Raw genomic sequence first — 17,432 nt, forward strand, 5'->3', positions numbered from 1 at the left:
AATTCCAGGATTGACTGCCATGCCTGCCAATGTCGACCACCACAAGGTGGTCATCGTCGGTGCCGGTGCCGCCGGTATCGCCGCTGCTTCCAGCCTGATTGCCCGTGACCCGTCACTGGACATTGCCCTGATCGACCCTGCCGAAGTGCACTACTACCAGCCGGGCTGGACCATGGTTGGTGCCGGCGTGTTCAAAGCGCCGAGCACCGCCCGCACCATGGCCTCGGCCATCCCGCGCGGTGTGCGCTGGATCAAGGCGCGTGTCCAAGGCTTCGACCCGTCTGCCCAACTGGTCACCCTGGAGGGTGGCCGCGCCATCAGTTATGAACAGTTGGTGGTCTGCCCCGGCCTCAAGCTCGACTGGGACGCGATCGAGGGGCTAGGCGAAACCCTTGGTCGCAACGGTGTCACCTCCAACTACCGCTACGACCTGGCACCTTATACCTGGGAGCTGGTGCAAAAGCTCAAGCAAGGGCGTGCCCTGTTCACCCAGCCGCCGATGCCGATCAAGTGCGCTGGCGCGCCGCAAAAGGCCCTGTACCTGTCCTGTGACCATTGGCTGCGCAGTGGTCGGCTGGGCGACGTGAAAGCCAGTTTCTTCAATGCCGGTGCGGTGCTGTTCGGCGTTCCCGACTATGTACCAGCCTTGATGGCCTACATCGACAAGTACGGTGTGGACCTCAACTACAGCCATCGCCTGGTAGCCGTCGATGGGCCCAACCAGCGTGCCACCTTCGTGCGCACGCTAGCCGACGGCAGCAGTGAAACCCGTACCGAAGCCTTCGACATGTTGCATGTGGTGCCGCCGCAAGTTGCCCCGGACTTCATCCGCCAGAGCCCCTTGGCCGATACAGCCGGTTGGGTCGATGTCGATCCGCATACCTTGCGCCACCGTCAGTTCGGCAACATCCACGCACTGGGCGATGTGGCCAACACCAGCAATGCCAAGACTGCCGCTGCTGCGCGCAAGCAGGCGCCAGTGGTAGCCAACAATGTGCTGGTAGCGCTGGGCCGCCTCCCTACCCTGGCCCAATACGACGGCTATGGCTCCTGCCCGCTGACTGTCGAGCGCGGCAAGATCGTCCTGGCCGAGTTCACCTATGGCGGCAAGGTTGCTCCGAGCTTCCCACGCTGGCTGCTCGATGGTCGCCAGCCGACACGCCTGGCTTGGCTGCTCAAGGCACGGGTGCTGCCGCCGTTGTATTGGCAGGGGATGCTCAAAGGCCGAGAGTGGATGGCGCGCCCGCAGCCGCTGGACGCCGAGGCCGCACAGTGATCGAACATCAACTGCTGGGCGCGGGCCTTGGGGCGATCATCGGTGCGGTGCTGGCGCTGACCGGCGCCGGTGGTGGCATCCTGGCGGTACCGCTGTTGGTGTTCGGGCTTGGCCTGTCGATGGTCGAAGCAGCACCTATCGGGCTGCTTGCCGTGGGGCTTGCTGCGGCGGTGGGTGCGGTACTCGGCTTGCGCGAAGGGCTGGTGCGTTATCGCGCCGCCCTCTTCATCGCCGTGATCGGCATCGCGGCGGCCCCGTTCGGCCTGATGCTGGCGCACCGCTTGCCCAATACACCCTTGGCGCTGGTGTTCGCGGCCGTGCTGATCTATGCCTGCCTGCGCATCTGGCGCAAGGCGGCAAAAGAACTGCGTGGTGAAGGCAGCGAAGCCCATCGCTACATCGAGCCGTGCGTGCTCAACCCGTTGCAGGGGCGCTTGCGCTGGACGTTACCCTGCGCACGCGCCCTGGCGTTTACCGGGGCCCTATCTGGCTTGCTCTCCGGCCTGCTGGGCGTCGGCGGCGGTTTTGTGATCATCCCGGCCTTGAACCGTTACACCAACCTGCGCATGAAGAGCATCGTCTCGACCTCCCTGGCCGTGATCGCGCTGGTTTCCACGGGTAGCGTGGTCAGCGCCAGCCTGGCCGGTGTGATGCACTGGCGGATCGGCGCACCGTTTGCCATCGGTGCGGTGATCGGCCTGCTGCTGGCCAGGCCGCTTGCCACCCGGATCGCCGGCCCACGCCTGCAGCAGCTGTTTGCCGTGGCCGGTTGGCTGGCGGCCCTGCTGCTGGCTGGCAAGGCGCTACTCGGCTAGCAGCTCATCCTGTTCCGCCGCGCACAGCGCCAGCAGGTAGTCCCACACGACCCGCAGGCGCACCGACTTGTGCAATTCGCGGCGGGTACAGATCCAGTAGCTGCGCTGGATGGTCTCGCTGGGCAGCACGCGTACCAGCGTCGGGTCGTGGCGAGCCATGTAGTTAGGCAGCACGGCGATGCCTAGCCCTGCACGTGCGGCGGTTTGCTGAGCGATCACACTGGTGCTGCGGAAGGCCACGTTCGGTGCGCGGCAGAAGCTGTTGAGAAACAGCAGTTCCTGGCTGAACAGCAGGTCATCGACGTAGCCGATCCAGCTGTGTCGGGCCAGGTCTTCGCGGTTGCGCAGCGGCGGCGCCCGGTCCAGGTAGCCCTGGCTGGCGTACAGCGCCAGGCGGTAGTCGGTGAGCTTGCGGGTGATCAGCAGGTCGGCGTTGGGCCGCTCCAGGTGAATGCTGATCTCGGCCTCGCGGTTGAGGATGCTGACGAAGCGCGGCACCGCCACCAACTCCACCTCCAGCCCCGGATAGCGGGCGAACAGATCGCTCATGCGCGGGGTGAAGAACATGATGCCGATGCCTTCGGTGACGCCCAGGCGAATCTTGCCCAGCGGGGTGATGGCCTGGGTGATTTCTTCCTGCGCCAGCAGGGCAACATTCTCCATGGCTTCGGCGTGCTTGAGCAGAGCCTGACCTGACGGGGTCAGCTCATAGCCCTGGGCGTGCTGCACGAACAGTGGCGTACCCAGGCTCTTCTCGATGCTTTCGATGTGCCGGGCGACCGTGCTGTGGGTGGTATTTAGGCGCTTGGCCGCGCTGAGCAGGCGGCCACTGCGTTGCAACTCGAGGAAAAACCGCAGATCGTTCCAGTCGAACATGCTGATCCTTGTGGCTGTGCTAAAACGCACAGCGGCTGCGTGAAATCTCGTGTTTCCATAGCGAAATTACTCACTAAGATGGATCGGGACAAGAATAATAATCAGGCGCGAGGTTGCACATGCCATCAGCCGATTCTGTCTTCGACTACGTGGTCGTAGGCGCTGGCCCCGCCGGTTGCCTGCTGGCCAACCGTTTATCCGCCGACCCTTCCTGCCGCGTCCTGCTGCTCGAAGCCGGTGGCCGCGACAACTATCCCTGGATTCACATCCCCGTCGGTTACCTTTACTGCATCGGCAACCCCCGTACCGACTGGTGCTTCAAGACCGAAGCACAGCCCGGCCTGCTCGGTCGCGTGCTGGGATATCCACGGGGCAAGGTGCTCGGGGGCTGTTCATCGATCAATGGCATGATCTACATGCGTGGCCAAGCTGCCGATTACGACCAGTGGGCCGAGCAAGGCAACGAGGGTTGGGCCTGGAAAGATGTGCTGCCGTTGTTCAAGGCCAGTGAAAACCACTTTGCCGGCGCCAGCGAGCACCACGGCAGTGAGGGTGAATGGCGGGTCGAGCGCCAGCGTTACAGCTGGCCGATCCTCGATGCCTTCCGCGACGCCGCTGCACAGAATGGCATCGGCAAGGTCGACGACTTCAACACCGGCGACAACCAGGGGTGTGGATACTTTCAGGTCAATCAGCGCAGCGGTGTGCGCTGGAATGCCTCCAAGGCTTTTTTGCGGCCGATCAAGGACCGCCCCAACCTCACCGTGCTGACCGGCGTGCAGGTTGACCAGGTACTGTTGAACAACACCCGTGCCCGTGCCGTCAAGGCGCAGTGGCAAGGTGCCTGGCATGAGTTTGCTGCGCGTCGCGAGATCATCCTCTGTGCGGGCGCGGTGGGGTCGCCTGGCATTCTCCAGCGTTCCGGCATCGGCCCGCGCAAGCTGCTCGAAAGCCTGGGCATCGGTGTGCGCCACGACATGCCCGGCGTTGGCGGCAACCTGCAGGATCACCTGCAACTGCGGCTGATCTACCAGATCCGCAACACCCGCACCCTCAACCAGATGGCCAACAGCCTGTGGGGCAAGCTGGGCATGGGCCTGCGCTATCTCTACGACCGCAGTGGCCCGCTGGCCATGGCGCCGAGCCAACTGGGCGCCTTTGTACGTTCGAGCCCGGAGCAGGCCACGGCCAACCTGCAGTATCACGTGCAGCCGCTGTCACTGGAGCGTTTCGGCGAGCCGCTGCATCCGTTCCCGGCCTTCACCGCTTCGGTGTGCAACCTGCGCCCGGCCAGCCGTGGGCGCATCGATATCCGCAGCGCGGACATGTGCAGCACGCCGCTGATCGACCCCAACTACTTGAGCGACCCCCAGGACCTGCGCGTCGCCGCCGACGCCATCCGCTTGACCCGGCGTATAGTCCAGGCCCCTGCCCTCGCCGCTTTCGATCCCCAGGAGTATCTGCCAGGCCCGTTCCTGCAAACCGACGAAGAACTGTTCGACGCGGCCGGCAAGATCGGCACCACCATCTTCCACCCGGTCGGCACCTGCCGCATGGGCAACGGCGACCTGGATGTTGTGGATAACCAGCTGCGCGTGCACGGCATCCCTGGCTTGCGTGTGGCCGATGCCTCGATCATGCCGCAGATCACCTCCGGTAATACCTGTTCCCCCACCCTGATGATCGCCGAGAAGGCGGCGCAACTGATCCTCAAAGGAGCCGCAACCCAGACCTATCTGAACGAAGACGCAGTACCGACCCCCTGACCCGGGAGCGTGCAACACCGGCAGCTCGCGGTCACAAGCTGCCGACAGTGGAACAACAAGAATAATCACTGTGGCCTGCGGGCCGAGGACAGCAACGATGTCGGATTACATCCAAGAGCAGGGTGCGACGGCGAGCACCTCCAGCCGTCGTGAAGAACGTAAGATCATTTTCGCGTCATCCCTCGGGACGGTGTTCGAGTGGTATGACTTTTTTCTCTATGGGGCGCTGGCCGCGGTCATCAGCAAGCAGTTCTTCGCTGGGGTGAACGACACCACTGCCTTCATCTTTGCCCTCATGGCCTTTGCTGCCGGCTTCCTGGTGCGGCCGTTCGGCGCGCTGGTGTTCGGCCGCCTGGGTGACATGATCGGGCGCAAGTACACGTTCCTGGTGACCATCGTGCTGATGGGCCTGTCGACGTTCGCCGTCGGCCTGCTGCCCACCTATGCCAGCATTGGCATCGCGGCACCGATCATCCTGGTGATCCTGCGGATGCTTCAGGGGCTGGCGCTGGGCGGTGAATACGGCGGTGCCGCCACGTACGTGGCCGAGCACGCACCACCCGGCAAGCGTGGCTTCCATACCGGTTTCATCCAGTCCACTGCGACCCTGGGTTTACTGCTGTCGTTGCTGGTGGTACTGGGCAGCCGTTACATCAGTGGTGATCAGTTCGAAACCTGGGGCTGGCGCCTGCCGTTCCTGCTGTCGATCATCCTGCTGGCGATTTCCACCTGGATCCGCATGAGCATGCACGAGTCGCCGGCTTTCGTGAAAATGAAGGCCCAAGGCAAGGTCAGCAAATCACCGATCCGCGAGTCGTTTACCTCCTGGCCCAACCTGAAGGTCGTGCTCACCGCGCTATTCAGCATCAACGCCGGGCAAGCCGTAACCTTCTACACGGCGCAGTTCTACGTGCTGTTCTTCATGACCCAGATGCTCAAGATGGACCCGGCTCAGGCCAACACCTTGCTGATCATCAGCGTGGTCATCGGCGCGCCGTTCTTCGTGTTCTTCGGTTGGCTGTCCGACCGTATCGGGCGCAAGCCAATCCTGATGCTCGGCCTGCTGCTGGCCACCGTGCTGTACTTCCCGCTGTTCAAGGCCCTGAGCCACTACGCCAACCCGCAGATCGACGCGGCCAGTCGCCAGGCGCCTATCGTGGTCACCGCGGATCCGCAAGGCTGCACCTTCCAGTTCGACCCGGTTGGCAAGGCACGTTTCGACAGCCCGTGCGACAAGGTCAAGACCTTCCTGGTCAAGCAGGGCCTGCCGTACAGCTCGGTGAGCGTAGCCGGCAGCGATGTGGTGGTGAACATTGGTGACAAGGCCATCAACGGCTTCGATGAAGCGGCCATGCGCACGGCAATCGAACAGGCAGGCTACCCGGCCAAGGCCGACCCGGCGCAGGTCAACCAGGTAATGGTGGTGGTGCTGATCGTGGCAATGATCCTGATCGCGACCATGACCTATGGGCCGCTGGCGGCGGTGATGGTCGAGTTGTTCCCGACCCGTATCCGCTACACCTCGATGTCGCTGCCCTACCACATCGGCAACGGCTGGTTCGGCGGCTTCCTGCCCACCGTGTCGTTTGCGCTGGTGGTGTATACCGGCGATATCTTCTACGGCCTGTGGTACCCGGTGCTGGTGACCGGCATCAGCCTGGTGGTCGGGATCTTCTGCCTGAAAGAAACCAAGGACGTGGATATCGACAAAGTCTGACGCCATCACCACGCCATAAAAAAACCGGCTGTAAAAGCCGGTTTTCTTATGCCCCGAAAAAACTTATGCACGTTTTTCAGAAAAATGTCATACACAGAAATAAATAGCTAATTCATGTACTTAGCTACGATTCCAGGCACATTATCAAAAACTGTTCACAAGTTATCCACAGATGCTCAGGCCAATTGCTCTTGGGGTTTTTCATCCACTGGCGGCAGCGAACCCATGGCCCGCTGGGTCGCTTCATTCCATGCTGCTGCACGGTCGTTGAGCTCGGCGATGGCCCGTGGCCCGGTGCCCTCGGCGTACATCGGCTTGCCGATCACCACCTCGATGGTGCCCGAACGCTTGCCCCAGCCAGTCTTGGGCCAGAACTTGCCAGCGTTGTGGGCAATCGGCAGCACTGGCAAGCCAGCATTCACGGCCAGCGCGGTACCGCCTCGGGAGAATTTGCCCACAGTACCAAACGGTACGCGAGTGCCTTCCGGAAAGATCAGTACCCAGGTTTTCTGCTTGAGCAGCTCGTCACCCTTGCTGGCCACCTGGCGCAGGGCTTCCTTGGGGTTGTCGCGGTTGATCGCGATCGGCCGCAGCATGGCCATGGCCCAACCAAAGAACGGCACATACAGCAGTTCGCGCTTGAGCACCTGGCTCAGCGGCGAGAAGTACTGGGAAAGAAAGAAGGTTTCCCAGGTGCTCTGGTGGTTGGACAAGATCACGCAGGGCTCAGCCGGCACGTTTTCGGCACCGGTGACCTTGTAGTTGATACCGAGGATGGTGCGCACCAGGAACAGTGCGCAACGGCACCAGTACACGTTGATGAACTTGTAGCGCTTGGGGAACGACAAGAACGGCGCGACGAAGAAGCTCAGCGAGCACCACAGCAGCGAACTGGTGCCCAGCAGCAGGTAAAAAAGAAAGATTCTGATCGCCTGCAGGATCGACATAGTGGCAAGTACCGTTGCGGGGCGTGCCCGCCTAGGAAAATGCGCCCAGAGGGCGCACTGTTTAAATTAGTTCTCTGGCGATGGCAGCCAGATCGTCGAAAATCAGTGTAGTTTCCGCGACACCTTTTTCCAGGGTCCGCTCGCCCTTGCCGGTTTTCACCAACACGGGTTGTGCACCGACGGCCAGGGCGGCCTCCAGGTCACCTTTGCTGTCGCCGACGAACCAGACGCCTTCCAGGCCCACCTGGTAATGCTCGGCGATCGCCCGCAGCATGCCAGGCTTGGGCTTGCGGCAATCGCAGCCTTCATCCGGCCCGTGCGGGCAATACACGATATGGCCGACTTCGCCGCCCTGCTCGGCCACCAGTGCGCGCAAACGCGCATGCATGGCCTCGAGGGTTGCCAGCGGGTAGTAGCCACGGGCGATGCCAGACTGGTTGGTGGCCACGGCCACCGTCCAGCCCGCCTTGCTCAACTGCGCGATGGCCTCGACCGAGCCAGGGATCGGGATCCACTCTTCCAGCGTCTTGATGTAGGCGTCGGAGTCGTAGTTGATTACCCCGTCACGATCGAGAATCAGCAGTTTCAAGGCTTACCCCAGCAGCGAAATGTCGGCCACGCCCAGGAACAGGCCGCGCAGGCGGCTGAGCAGGGCATAACGGTTGGCACGCACCTTGGCGTCTTCAGCGTTGACCATCACCGCCTCGAAGAAGGCGTCGACCGGGTCACGCAGGGCCGCCAGGCGGGCCAGCGATTCGCTGTACTGGCGCGCAGCTGCCATCGGTTGCACGGCCTGGTCGGCCTGCTGGATGGCCGAGTACAGGGAGAACTCGTTGGCGTTGTCGAAGTACTTCGGCTCGACCTGGTCGGCGATGGCGCCTTCGGCCTTGCCCAGCAGGTTCGACACGCGCTTGTTCACCGCGGCCAGGGCTTCGGCTTCCGGCAGCTTGCGGAAGGCCTGCACAGCCTGCACGCGCTGGTCGAAGTCCAGGGCCGAAGCCGGCTTCAGGGCACGTACCGACAGGTAGGTAGCCACGTCGATGCCTTCGTCTTCGTAACGTGCACGCAGGCGATCGAAGATGAACTCCAGCACCTGCTCGGCCAGGCCAGCGGCCTTGACCTTGGCACCGAACTGCTTGACTGCGAACTCGACCGCAGCGCTCAGGTCCAGGTCCAGCTGCTTCTCGATCAGGATGCGCAGTACGCCCAGGGCAGCACGACGCAGTGCGTACGGGTCCTTGCTGCCGGTGGGCAGCATGCCGATGCCGAAGATGCCGACCAAAGTGTCGAGCTTGTCGGCGATGGCCACGGCAGCACCGGTGAGGGTCTGCGGCAGCTCGGCGCCAGCACCGCGCGGCATGTACTGCTCGTTCAGGGCCAGGGCGACGTCTTCCGGCTCACCGTCGTTGAGCGCGTAGTAGTAGCCGGCAACACCCTGCATTTCAGGGAATTCGCCGACCATCTCGGTGGCCAGGTCGCACTTCGACAGCAGGCCGGCACGGCCAGCGCGCTGGGCGTCGCCGCCGATCAGCGGGGCGATGAAGGCTGCCAGCTTGGAAACGCGCTCGGCCTTGTCGTAGACGGTGCCCAGCTGCGCCTGGAACACCACGTTCTTGAGGCGCTCGTTGAAGGTTTCCAGCGGCTGCTTCTTGTCCTGCTTGAAGAAGAACTCGGCGTCGGTCAGGCGTGGGCGCACGACCTTCTCGTTACCCTGCACGATCTGCTTGGGGTCACGGCTCTCGACGTTGGCCACGGTGATGAAGCGCGGCAGCAGCTTGCCTTCGCTGTCCAGCAGGCAGAAGTACTTCTGGTTGTCCTGCATGGTGGTGATCAGGGCTTCTTGCGGCACTTCGAGGAAACGCTCCTCGAACGAGCACACCAGCGGCACCGGCCACTCGACCAGGGCAGTCACTTCGTCCAGCAGCGCCGGCGGCACGATGGCGCTGCCTTCCTGCTGCATGGCCAGCTCCGCGGTACGCTTGCTGATCAGCTCGCGGCGTTCGGCGAAGTCGGCCAGCACGTGGGCCTTGCGCAGGTCTTCGACGTAGTTGGCCGGAGTGGTGATGACCACGTTCTCCGGGTGGTGGAAGCGGTGGCCACGGGATTCACGGCCGGCCTTCTGCGACAGGATGGTGCAATCGACCACCTGGTCGCCGAGCAGCATCACCAGCCACTGGGTCGGGCGCACGAACTCTTCACGGCTGGCCGCCCAACGCATGCGCTTGGGGATCGGCAGGTCGTTGAGCGAATCCTCGACGATGGTCGGCAGCAGGCTGGCGGTGGCCTTGCCCGGGATGTGCTGGGAGAAGCGCAGCTTGGCGCCGCTCTGGTCGATTTCGGACAGCTCTACGCCGCACTTCTTGGCAAAGCCCAGGGCAGCCTGGGTCGGCTCGCCGTCTTTGAAGGCCGCCTGCATGGGCGGGCCGTCGATGTTGATGCTGCGGTCTGGCTGCTGCACGTCCAGTTGGCGGATCAGCACGGCCAGGCGGCGCGGCGCGGCGTACACCTGCTTGCCGGTATAGTTCAGGCCAGCGGCCTGCAGGCCCTTCTCGATGCCGGCCAGGAAGGCGTCGCCAAGGCTGGCCAGGGCTTTCGGTGGCAGCTCTTCGGTGCCCAGTTCTACCAGGAAATCTTGAGCACTCATTGTGCAGCCTCCAGCTTCGCCAACACTTCGTCACGCAGTTCAGGGGTGGCCATCGGGAAGCCCAGGCGTGCGCGGGCTTGCAGATAGCTTTGCGCCACGTCCCGGGCCAGGGTACGTACGCGCAGGATGTAACGCTGGCGCTCGGTTACCGAGATGGCGCGGCGGGCGTCCAGCAGGTTGAAGGTGTGCGAGGCCTTCAGGACCATTTCATAGGTCGGCAGCGGCAGCTCCAGCTTGATCAGGCGGTTGGCTTCGCTTTCATAGAAGTCGAACAGTTCGAACAGCTTCTCGACGTTGGCGTGTTCGAAGTTGTAGGTCGACTGCTCCACCTCGTTCTGGTGGAACACGTCGCCGTAGGTGACCTTGCCGAACGGGCCGTCGGCCCATACCAGGTCGTAGACCGAGTCGACGCCCTGGATGTACATGGCCAGGCGCTCGAGGCCGTAGGTGATTTCACCGGTGACCGGGTAGCACTCGATGCCACCTACCTGCTGGAAGTAGGTGAACTGGGTGACTTCCATGCCGTTCAGCCAGATTTCCCAACCCAGGCCCCAGGCACCCAGGGTCGGCGATTCCCAGTTGTCTTCGACGAAGCGGATGTCGTGGACCAGTGGGTCCAGGCCAATGGCTTTCAGCGAGCCGAGGTACAGCTCCTGGAAGTTGGCCGGGTTCGGCTTCAGGACCACCTGGAACTGGTAGTAATGCTGCAGGCGGTTGGGGTTTTCGCCATACCGCCCGTCGGCAGGGCGACGGCTAGGCTGCACGTAGGCGGCGTTCCAGGTTTCTGGACCCACGGCGCGCAGGAATGTAGCGGTGTGGAAAGTGCCGGCGCCTACTTCCATATCGTAGGGCTGAAGCACCACACAACCTTGAGCTGCCCAGTAGTTTTGCAGGGCGAGGATCAGGTCTTGGAAGGTACGCACGGCTGGCGTAGGCTGGCTCACGAAATTCACCTGTATCTGGGGATGCGGATGTAAAGAGCGGGAGTATAACCTGATTCGCCTCGCCCTCTACTCATTGGAGCCTTATGCCACGCTGCTTTTGGTGTACCGACGATCCGTTGTACCAGGCCTACCATGACCAGGAATGGGGAACGCCCCAGCGTGACCCGGCGTTGCTGTTCGAGATGCTTTTGCTCGAAGGGTTCCAGGCGGGGCTTTCATGGATCACCGTTTTGCGCAAACGCGAGCGTTATCGCGAGGTGATGCACGGCTTCGACCCGGTGAAACTGGCGGCCATGAGCGACGAACGCATCGAGGAGTTGATGCTGGACGCCGGCATCATCCGCAACCGCCTCAAGCTCAAGGCTGCCCGGCGTAACGCGCAGGCCTGGCTGGCTGTGGATAACCCTGCCGAGTGGTTGTGGTCGTTCGTTGGCGGTGAGCCGAAGATCAACCACTTCCAGGGCCGCGGCGACGTGCCAGCGGTTACCGAAGAAGCCAAGGTCATGAGCAAGGCCCTGCAGAAGGCCGGCTTCACCTTCGTCGGCCCGACCATCTGCTATGCCTTCATGCAGGCCACCGGCATGGTCATGGACCACACCACCGATTGCGATCGCTACGCCGCCTTGCTGCGCTGAGGGGTTACAATGCGCGCCTTGCTGAAATAAGGAATTGCCTGTGGAAAAGTTCAAGGGCGCCCTGATGGTCGGGGTGCTGCGTCTGTTTGCCAAGCTGCCCTGGGGCGCTGTGCAGCGCGTCGGCGCCGGTATCGGCTGGCTGATGTGGAAAGTCCCCAACGGCTCGCGCAATGTCGTGCGCATCAACCTGGCCAAGTGTTTCCCGGAGATGGATCCGGTGGAGCGCGAGCAGTTGGTCGGTCGTGCACTGAAGGACATCGGTAAGTCCTTCGTCGAAAGTGCCTGTGCCTGGATCTGGCCGCCGCAGCGTTCGCTGGAGCTGGTCAAGGAAGTGCACGGCCTGGAAGTGCTGGAGCAGGCCTTGGCCTCTGGCAAGGGCGTGGTCGGCATCACCAGCCACCTGGGCAACTGGGAAGTGCTCAACCACTTCTACTGCAACCAGTGCAAACCGATCATCTTCTACCGCCCGCCGAAGCTCAAGGCAGTGGATGACCTGCTGCGCGAGCAGCGCGTGCAGATGGGTAACCGTGTGGCGCCTTCGACCAAGGAAGGCATCCTCAGCGTGATCAAGGAAGTGCGCCGCGGTGGGCAGGTGGGTATTCCTGCCGACCCGGAACCGGCGGAATCGGCGGGGGTGTTCGTGCCGTTCCTGGGCACCCAGGCGCTGACCAGCAAGTTTGTGCCGAACATGCTGGCCGGTGGCAAGGCGGTGGGGGTGTTCCTGCATGCGCTGCGGCTGCCGGACGGATCGGGCTTCAAGGTGTTCCTGGAAGCTGCCCCTGAAGAGATGTACAGCACCGACGTGAACGTGTCGGCGGCGGCCATGAGCAAGGTGGTCGAGCGCTATGTGCGCGAGTACCCGAGCCAATACATGTGGAGCATGAAGCGCTTCAAGAAGCGCCCGCCTGGCGAGCCGCGCTGGTACTGAGATTGTTGGGGGCGCTTTGCGCCCCTTTCGCCGGCAAGCCAGCTCCCACACCGACCGCATCGACCTGAGGTTATGCTTTAACCTCAGGAAGCCAGGGTTTGCCCAGAATCCAAGAGCCTGCTCGGTCCCTGTGGGAGCTGGCTTGCCTGCGATGGGCTGCAAAGCAGCCCCGGCGATCTCAAGCCTTGTTCAGTTTCTTCAGGAAAACAGCCATCTCTTTCTCGGCCTGCTTGTCCCCATGGGCCTGCGCCGCAACGATCCCATCTTCCCAAGCCTTGCGCGCCGCGGCCAGGTCACCGACCAGCTGATAAGCCTTCCCCAGCAGCTTCCAAGCCGCCGAATACTTGGGATCCTGCTCCACGCACCGTGCCAGGTGTATCGCCGCCTCAGCGCCATTGCCCTCATCCAGCCAGGCCTTGCCCAGGCCAAACCTGAGCAGCGGGTTATCCACACCCTTGGCCAGCATCTTCTCCAGCGATTCGCGCATGCCCTCTTCTCCTAGAAGAAACTCAAGCCGACGTGGAACAGCTTCTCCACATCCCGAATGTGCTTTTTATCCACAACGAACAGGATTACATGGTCACCCGACTCGATCACCGTGTCGTCGTGGGCGATCAGCACTTCCTCATCGCGGATGATGGCGCCGATGGTGGTACCCGGTGGCAGCGCAATGTGCTCGACGGCCTTGCCGACCACCTTGCTCGACTTCGAATCACCGTGCGCCACCGCCTCGATGGCCTCGGCCGCGCCGCGGCGCAGCGAGTGCACGCTGACGATATCGCCACGGCGCACGTGCGCCAGCAAAGTGCCGATGGTGGCCAGCTGCGGGCTGATGGCGATGTCGATTTCGCCGCCCTGCACCAGGTCGACATAGGCCGGGTTGTTGATGATGGTCATGACCTTGCCCGCGCCAAGGCGCTTGGCCAGCAGCGACGACATGATGTTGGCCTCGTCGTCGTTGGTCAGGGCCAGGAAGATGTCGGCGTCGGCGATGTTCTCTTCGAGCATCAGGTCCTTGTCCGAGGCACTGCCCTGCAGCACCACTGTGCTTTCAAGGGTATCGGAGAGGTGCCGGCAGCGGGCCGCGCTCATCTCGATGATCTTCACCTGGTAGCGGCTTTCGATGGCTTCGGCCAGACGCTCGCCGATCTGCCCGCCCCCGGCGATGACAATGCGCTTGTTGGTCTCGTCGATACGGCGCAGCTCGCCCATCACGGCGCGGATGTCCTTCTTGGCGGCGATGAAGAACACTTCGTCGTCAGCTTCGATCACGGTGTCGCCACGCGGGGTGATCGGCCGGTCGCGGCGGAAGATGGCCGCCACGCGGGTATCGACGTTAGGCATGTGCGCGCGGATCTGGCGCAACTGCTGGCCCACCAGCGGGCCGCCGTAATAGGCCTTCACCGCCACCAGCTGGGCTTTGCCCTCGGCGAAGTCGATGACCTGCAGCGAGCCTGGGTGTTCGATCAGGCGCTTGATGTAGTTGGTCACTACCTGCTCGGGGCTGATCAGCACGTCTACCGGGATATGGTCGTTGTCGAACAACTCTTCGCGGGTCAGGTAGGCCGACTCGCGCACCCGGGCGATCTTGGTCGGAGTGTGGAACAGCGTGTAGGCCACCTGGCAGGCGACCATGTTGGTTTCGTCGCTGTTGGTGACCGCCACCAGCATGTCGGCGTCGTCGGCACCGGCCTGGCGCAGCACCGTCGGCAGCGAGCCGCGGCCCTGCACGGTGCGGATGTCCAGGCGGTCGCCGAGGTCGCGCAGGCGGTCGCCATCGGTGTCGACCACGGTGATGTCGTTGGCTTCGCTGGCCAGGTGTTCCGCCAGCGTACCGCCTACCTGCCCTGCGCCGAGGATGATGATCTTCATCCGCTACTCCCTACCCTGTGTGCTTACCCGCGCGAGGCGGCGATCTTGATCAGCTTGGCATAGTAGAACCCGTCGTGGCCGCCTTCCTGGGCCAGCAGTTGGCGGCCGTGGGGCTGGCGCAGGCCGGCCTCGGTGGCCAGGTCCAGCTCACGGGCGCCCGGGGTGCGGGCGAGGAAGGCGTCGATCACTTCGGTGTTCTCGGTGGGCAGGCTGGAGCAGGTGGCGTACAGCAGCATGCCGCCCACTTCCAGGGTCGGCCACAGGGCATCGAGCAGTTCGCCTTGCAGCGCGGCCAAGGCCGGAATGTCCTCGGCCTGGCGGGTCAGCTTGATGTCCGGGTGGCGGCGGATCACGCCGGTGGCCGAGCACGGTGCATCGAGCAGGATGCGCTGGAACGGCTTGCCGTCCCACCAGTTGGCAGTGTCGCGGGCATCGCAGGCGATCAGCTCGGCGTCCAGTTGCAGGCGGTCGAGGTTTTCGCGCACGCGGGTCAGGCGCTTGGCTTCGAGGTCGATGGCCGTCATGTGGGCCAGGCCCGGTTCGGCTTCAAGCAGGTGGCAGGTCTTGCCGCCAGGGGCGCAGCAGGCGTCGAGCACGCGCTGGCCGGGGGCCAGTTCGAGCAGGTCGGCGGACAGTTGCGCGGCCTCGTCCTGCACGCTGACCCAGCCTTCGGCGAAGCCTGGCAGGCCGCGCACATCGCAGGCTTCGGCCAGCACGATGCCGTCACGGCTGTACTGGCAGGCGCTGGCGCCGATGCCGGCTTGCGCCAGCAGCGCCAGGTAGTCGTCACGGCTGTGGTGGCGACGGTTGACCCGCAGGATCATCGGCGGGTGGGCGTTGTTGGCGGCGCAAATGGCTTCCCACTGCTCTGGCCAGAAGGCCTTCAGCGACTTCTGCAACCAGCGCGGGTGGGCGGTACGCACCACCGGGTCGCGCTCCATGCCGGCGAGCAGTTCCTCGCCCTCACGCTGGGCGCGGCGCAGCACGGCATTGAGCAGGCCCTTGGCCCAAGGCTTCTTCAGCTTGTCGGCGCAGCCGACGGTCTCGCCGATGGCGGCATGGGCTGGAATGCGGGTGTAGAACAGTTGGTACAGGCCGACCAGCAGCAGCGCCTGCACATCGGCGTCGGCGGCCTTGAACGGCTTCTGCAGCAGTTGTGCGGCCAGCAGATCGAGGCGTGGCTGCCAGCGGGCGGTGCCGAACGCCAGGTCCTGGGTCAGGCCCCGGTCGCGTTCTTCGACTTTGTCCAGCTGCGCCGGCAGCGAGCTGTTCAGCGAGGCCTTGCCACTGAGTACAGCGGCAAGGGCACGGGCGGCGGCGAGGCGTGGGTTCATTGGCCCAGTACCTTGCCGGCGGCGAATTTCTCGCGGCGGCTGTTGAACAGGTCGCTGAAGTTCAGCGCCTTGCCGCCGGGCAATTGCAGGCGGGTCAGGCTCAGCGCCTGGTCACCGCAGGCGACGACGAGACCGTCCTTGCTGGCGCAGAGGATCTCGCCCGGGGCACCTTTGCCTGTGGACAAGTTGGCGGCGAGCACCTTCACGCTTTCGCCATCCAGGGTGCTGTGGCACACCGGCCACGGGTTGAAGGCGCGGATCAGGCGTTCCAGCTCGACGGCCGGGCGGCTCCAGTCGATGCGCGCTTCGTCCTTGTTCAGCTTGTGGGCATAGGTGGCCAGGGCATCGTCCTGGACTTCACCGTGCAGCGAACCGTCTGCCAGGCCGGCGATGGCCTGGACTACAGCCGGGGGGCCCATTTCGGCGAGGCGGTCGTGCAGGCTGCCGCCGGTGTCTTCGGCGCTGATCGGGGTGACCACCTTGAGCAGCATCGGCCCGGTATCCAGGCCGGCTTCCATGCGCATCACGGTCACGCCGCTCTCGGCATCGCCCGCTTCCACGGCGCGCTGGATTGGCGCCGCTCCGCGCCAGCGTGGCAGCAAGGAGGCGTGGCTGTTGATACATCCCAGCCGCGGGATGTCGAGGACGACTTGCGGCAGGATCAGGCCATAGGCGACCACCACCATCAGGTCCGGCTTCAGCGCCGCCAGTTCGGCCTGGGCTTCGGCGTTGCGCAGCGTCGGCGGCTGGAATACCGGGATGTCATGGGCCACGGCCAATTGCTTGACCGGGCTCGGCATGAGCTTCTGGCCACGGCCGGCGGGGCGGTCGGGCTGGGTGTAGACGGCCACGATCTCGTACGGGCTGTCGAGCAGGGCCTTGAGGTGTTCGGCGGCAAACTCTGGAGTGCCTGCAAAGACGATGCGCATGGAGTTCTCGCTTGCAAAAAGAAAAAAGGCTTGCCGGAGCAAGCCTTCTGGGAGGTGGGGATCAGGCTTGCTGGCGGTGCTGCTTTTCCAGCTTCTTCTTGATCCGGTCGCGCTTGAGCTGCGACAGGTAGTCGACGAACAGCTTGCCGTTCAGGTGATCGAACTCGTGCTGCACGCACACCGCCAGCAGGCCTTCGCATTCCAGTTCGTACGGCTTGCCGTCGCGGTCCTGGGCCTTGACCCGTACACGCAGCGGGCGGTCGACGTTCTCGTAGAAGCCCGGTACCGACAGGCAACCTTCCTGGTACTGGCCCATGTCGTGGGTCAGCTCTTCGACCGTCGGGTTGATGAAGACGCGCGGCTCGCTGCGGTCTTCGCTGAGGTCCATGACCACGACCTGCAGGTGCACGTTGACCTGAGTGGCGGCCAGGCCGATGCCGGGGGCTTCGTACATGGTTTCAAACATGTCATCGATCAGCTGACGCAGGGCGTCGTCGAACACCGTTACCGGTTTGGCAATGGTGCGCAGGCGCGGGTCGGGGAATTCGAGAATGTTCAAGATGGCCATAAGGTCAGGCAGTCACTGTGCGGTCGGTTGAAAACTGAGCACACATAATAAAGGGAAACGGGGATTTCAGCACCTGTGAAAGCTCGTCTAGGGTCTCTATAGGCCTGATAGCCGCCAAATCATGGACAGCTTTTCAAAGTGTTACCCACAAACTTATCCACAAGTTGTGCCACGTAGATGG

At 63.5% G+C, this 17,432-nt stretch carries 16 protein-coding genes; 6 read left to right on the forward strand and 10 right to left on the reverse strand.

Going from position 1 to position 17,432, the window contains the following annotated elements:
- The first annotated feature begins 1 nt into the window (after position 1).
- Complete coding sequence (locus ABE528_RS05445; protein ID WP_346652435.1) at positions 2-1,276, forward strand: FAD/NAD(P)-binding oxidoreductase; 1,275 nt, start codon at positions 2-4, stop codon at positions 1,274-1,276.
- Positions 1,273-2,091 carry a sulfite exporter TauE/SafE family protein gene (locus ABE528_RS05450; RefSeq protein WP_346652395.1) on the forward strand — a complete coding sequence of 273 codons (819 nt, stop codon included), beginning with the start codon at positions 1,273-1,275 and terminating at the stop codon, positions 2,089-2,091. The genes ABE528_RS05445 and ABE528_RS05450 overlap by 4 nt, the downstream gene beginning before the upstream one ends.
- Here the strand turns inward: ABE528_RS05450 and ABE528_RS05455 are convergent.
- Positions 2,080-2,967: a LysR family transcriptional regulator gene (locus ABE528_RS05455; RefSeq protein WP_152959266.1), complete on the reverse strand. Its 888-nt coding sequence runs from the start codon at positions 2,965-2,967 to the stop codon at positions 2,080-2,082. The genes ABE528_RS05450 and ABE528_RS05455 overlap by 12 nt on opposite strands.
- 119 nt (positions 2,968-3,086) lie before the next feature.
- Between ABE528_RS05455 and ABE528_RS05460 the strand changes: the two genes are divergently transcribed.
- Both ABE528_RS05460 and ABE528_RS05465 read left to right on the forward strand, forming a co-directional pair.
- On the forward strand, positions 3,087-4,733 hold the full coding sequence (locus ABE528_RS05460; RefSeq protein ID WP_346652396.1) for a GMC family oxidoreductase N-terminal domain-containing protein: 1,647 nt from the start codon (positions 3,087-3,089) through the stop codon (positions 4,731-4,733).
- Positions 4,734-4,830: 97 nt separating this feature from the next.
- Positions 4,831-6,450 (forward strand): MFS transporter, encoded by a 1,620-nt coding sequence (locus ABE528_RS05465; RefSeq protein WP_152959268.1) that lies wholly within the window; start codon positions 4,831-4,833, stop codon positions 6,448-6,450.
- Between the two features lie 176 nt (positions 6,451-6,626).
- On the opposite strand, the gene ABE528_RS05470 is transcribed toward ABE528_RS05465, so the two are convergent.
- The 4 genes from ABE528_RS05470 to glyQ form a co-directional block, all read right to left on the reverse strand.
- A complete protein-coding gene (locus ABE528_RS05470) occupies positions 6,627-7,397 on the reverse strand; it encodes a lysophospholipid acyltransferase family protein (RefSeq protein WP_152959269.1) in 771 nt (256 codons plus the stop codon).
- Positions 7,398-7,458: 61 nt separating this feature from the next.
- Entirely contained in the window at positions 7,459-7,986 is a 528-nt protein-coding gene (gmhB, locus tag ABE528_RS05475) for a D-glycero-beta-D-manno-heptose 1,7-bisphosphate 7-phosphatase (protein WP_152959270.1), read from the reverse strand.
- Positions 7,987-7,989: 3 nt separating this feature from the next.
- Positions 7,990-10,041 (reverse strand): glycine--tRNA ligase subunit beta, encoded by a 2,052-nt coding sequence (gene glyS, locus ABE528_RS05480; protein WP_152959271.1) that lies wholly within the window; start codon positions 10,039-10,041, stop codon positions 7,990-7,992.
- Positions 10,038-10,985, reverse strand: a complete 948-nt coding sequence (gene glyQ, locus ABE528_RS05485) for a glycine--tRNA ligase subunit alpha (protein ID WP_027592054.1) — start codon at positions 10,983-10,985, stop codon at positions 10,038-10,040. Before glyQ ends, glyS begins: the two co-directional genes overlap by 4 nt.
- 83 nt (positions 10,986-11,068) lie before the next feature.
- Here glyQ and ABE528_RS05490 point away from each other — a divergent pair, with 83 nt between their 5' ends.
- Together ABE528_RS05490 and ABE528_RS05495 are read left to right on the forward strand one after the other, a co-directional pair.
- Positions 11,069-11,620, forward strand: a complete 552-nt coding sequence (locus tag ABE528_RS05490) for a DNA-3-methyladenine glycosylase I (protein ID WP_085621437.1) — start codon at positions 11,069-11,071, stop codon at positions 11,618-11,620.
- A 40-nt stretch (positions 11,621-11,660) separates the two neighbouring features.
- Positions 11,661-12,548 carry a lysophospholipid acyltransferase gene (locus ABE528_RS05495; RefSeq protein WP_346652397.1) on the forward strand — a complete coding sequence of 296 codons (888 nt, stop codon included), beginning with the start codon at positions 11,661-11,663 and terminating at the stop codon, positions 12,546-12,548.
- A gap of 178 nt (positions 12,549-12,726) precedes the next feature.
- On the opposite strand, the gene ABE528_RS05500 is transcribed toward ABE528_RS05495, so the two are convergent.
- From ABE528_RS05500 to def, 5 genes are all read right to left on the reverse strand, one after another.
- Positions 12,727-13,035 carry a tetratricopeptide repeat protein gene (locus ABE528_RS05500; RefSeq protein WP_152959272.1) on the reverse strand — a complete coding sequence of 103 codons (309 nt, stop codon included), beginning with the start codon at positions 13,033-13,035 and terminating at the stop codon, positions 12,727-12,729.
- Positions 13,036-13,046: 11 nt separating this feature from the next.
- Positions 13,047-14,420 carry a Trk system potassium transporter TrkA gene (gene trkA / locus ABE528_RS05505; protein ID WP_152959273.1) on the reverse strand — a complete coding sequence of 458 codons (1,374 nt, stop codon included), beginning with the start codon at positions 14,418-14,420 and terminating at the stop codon, positions 13,047-13,049.
- Positions 14,421-14,443: 23 nt separating this feature from the next.
- Positions 14,444-15,754, reverse strand: coding sequence for a 16S rRNA (cytosine(967)-C(5))-methyltransferase RsmB (rsmB, locus tag ABE528_RS05510; protein WP_346652398.1), 1,311 nt, complete (start codon positions 15,752-15,754; stop codon positions 14,444-14,446).
- The gene (fmt, locus tag ABE528_RS05515; protein WP_152959275.1) at positions 15,751-16,683 is read right to left on the reverse strand and encodes a methionyl-tRNA formyltransferase; all 933 of its coding nucleotides are present in this window, start codon (positions 16,681-16,683) and stop codon (positions 15,751-15,753) included. The genes rsmB and fmt overlap by 4 nt, the downstream gene beginning before the upstream one ends.
- 61 nt (positions 16,684-16,744) lie before the next feature.
- Positions 16,745-17,251, reverse strand: coding sequence for a peptide deformylase (gene def, locus ABE528_RS05520; RefSeq protein WP_016712797.1), 507 nt, complete (start codon positions 17,249-17,251; stop codon positions 16,745-16,747).
- Positions 17,252-17,432 lie beyond the last annotated feature (181 nt).

The sequence above is a fragment of the Pseudomonas sp. TWI628 genome (genome assembly GCF_039673865.1).
Lineage (GTDB): Bacteria > Pseudomonadota > Gammaproteobacteria > Pseudomonadales > Pseudomonadaceae > Aquipseudomonas.

Bases quoted from the DNA above. Each gene is read 5' to 3' on its own strand.
- ABE528_RS05500 (WP_152959272.1), bottom strand. From the start codon at position 13,035: ATGCGCGAATCGCTGGAGAAGATGCTGGCCAAGGGTGTGGATAACCCG.
- glyS (WP_152959271.1), bottom strand. From the start codon at position 10,041: ATGAGTGCTCAAGATTTCCTGGTAGAACTGGGCACCGAAGAGCTGCCA.
- ABE528_RS05455 (WP_152959266.1), bottom strand. From the start codon at position 2,967: ATGTTCGACTGGAACGATCTGCGGTTTTTCCTCGAGTTGCAACGCAGT.
- rsmB (WP_346652398.1), bottom strand. From the start codon at position 15,754: ATGAACCCACGCCTCGCCGCCGCCCGTGCCCTTGCCGCTGTACTCAGT.
- fmt (WP_152959275.1), bottom strand. From the start codon at position 16,683: ATGCGCATCGTCTTTGCAGGCACTCCAGAGTTTGCCGCCGAACACCTC.
- ABE528_RS05470 (WP_152959269.1), bottom strand. From the start codon at position 7,397: ATGTCGATCCTGCAGGCGATCAGAATCTTTCTTTTTTACCTGCTGCTG.
- trkA (WP_152959273.1), bottom strand. From the start codon at position 14,420: ATGAAGATCATCATCCTCGGCGCAGGGCAGGTAGGCGGTACGCTGGCG.
- ABE528_RS05465 (WP_152959268.1), top strand. From the start codon at position 4,831: ATGTCGGATTACATCCAAGAGCAGGGTGCGACGGCGAGCACCTCCAGC.
- def (WP_016712797.1), bottom strand. From the start codon at position 17,251: ATGGCCATCTTGAACATTCTCGAATTCCCCGACCCGCGCCTGCGCACC.
- ABE528_RS05460 (WP_346652396.1), top strand. From the start codon at position 3,087: ATGCCATCAGCCGATTCTGTCTTCGACTACGTGGTCGTAGGCGCTGGC.
- ABE528_RS05490 (WP_085621437.1), top strand. From the start codon at position 11,069: ATGCCACGCTGCTTTTGGTGTACCGACGATCCGTTGTACCAGGCCTAC.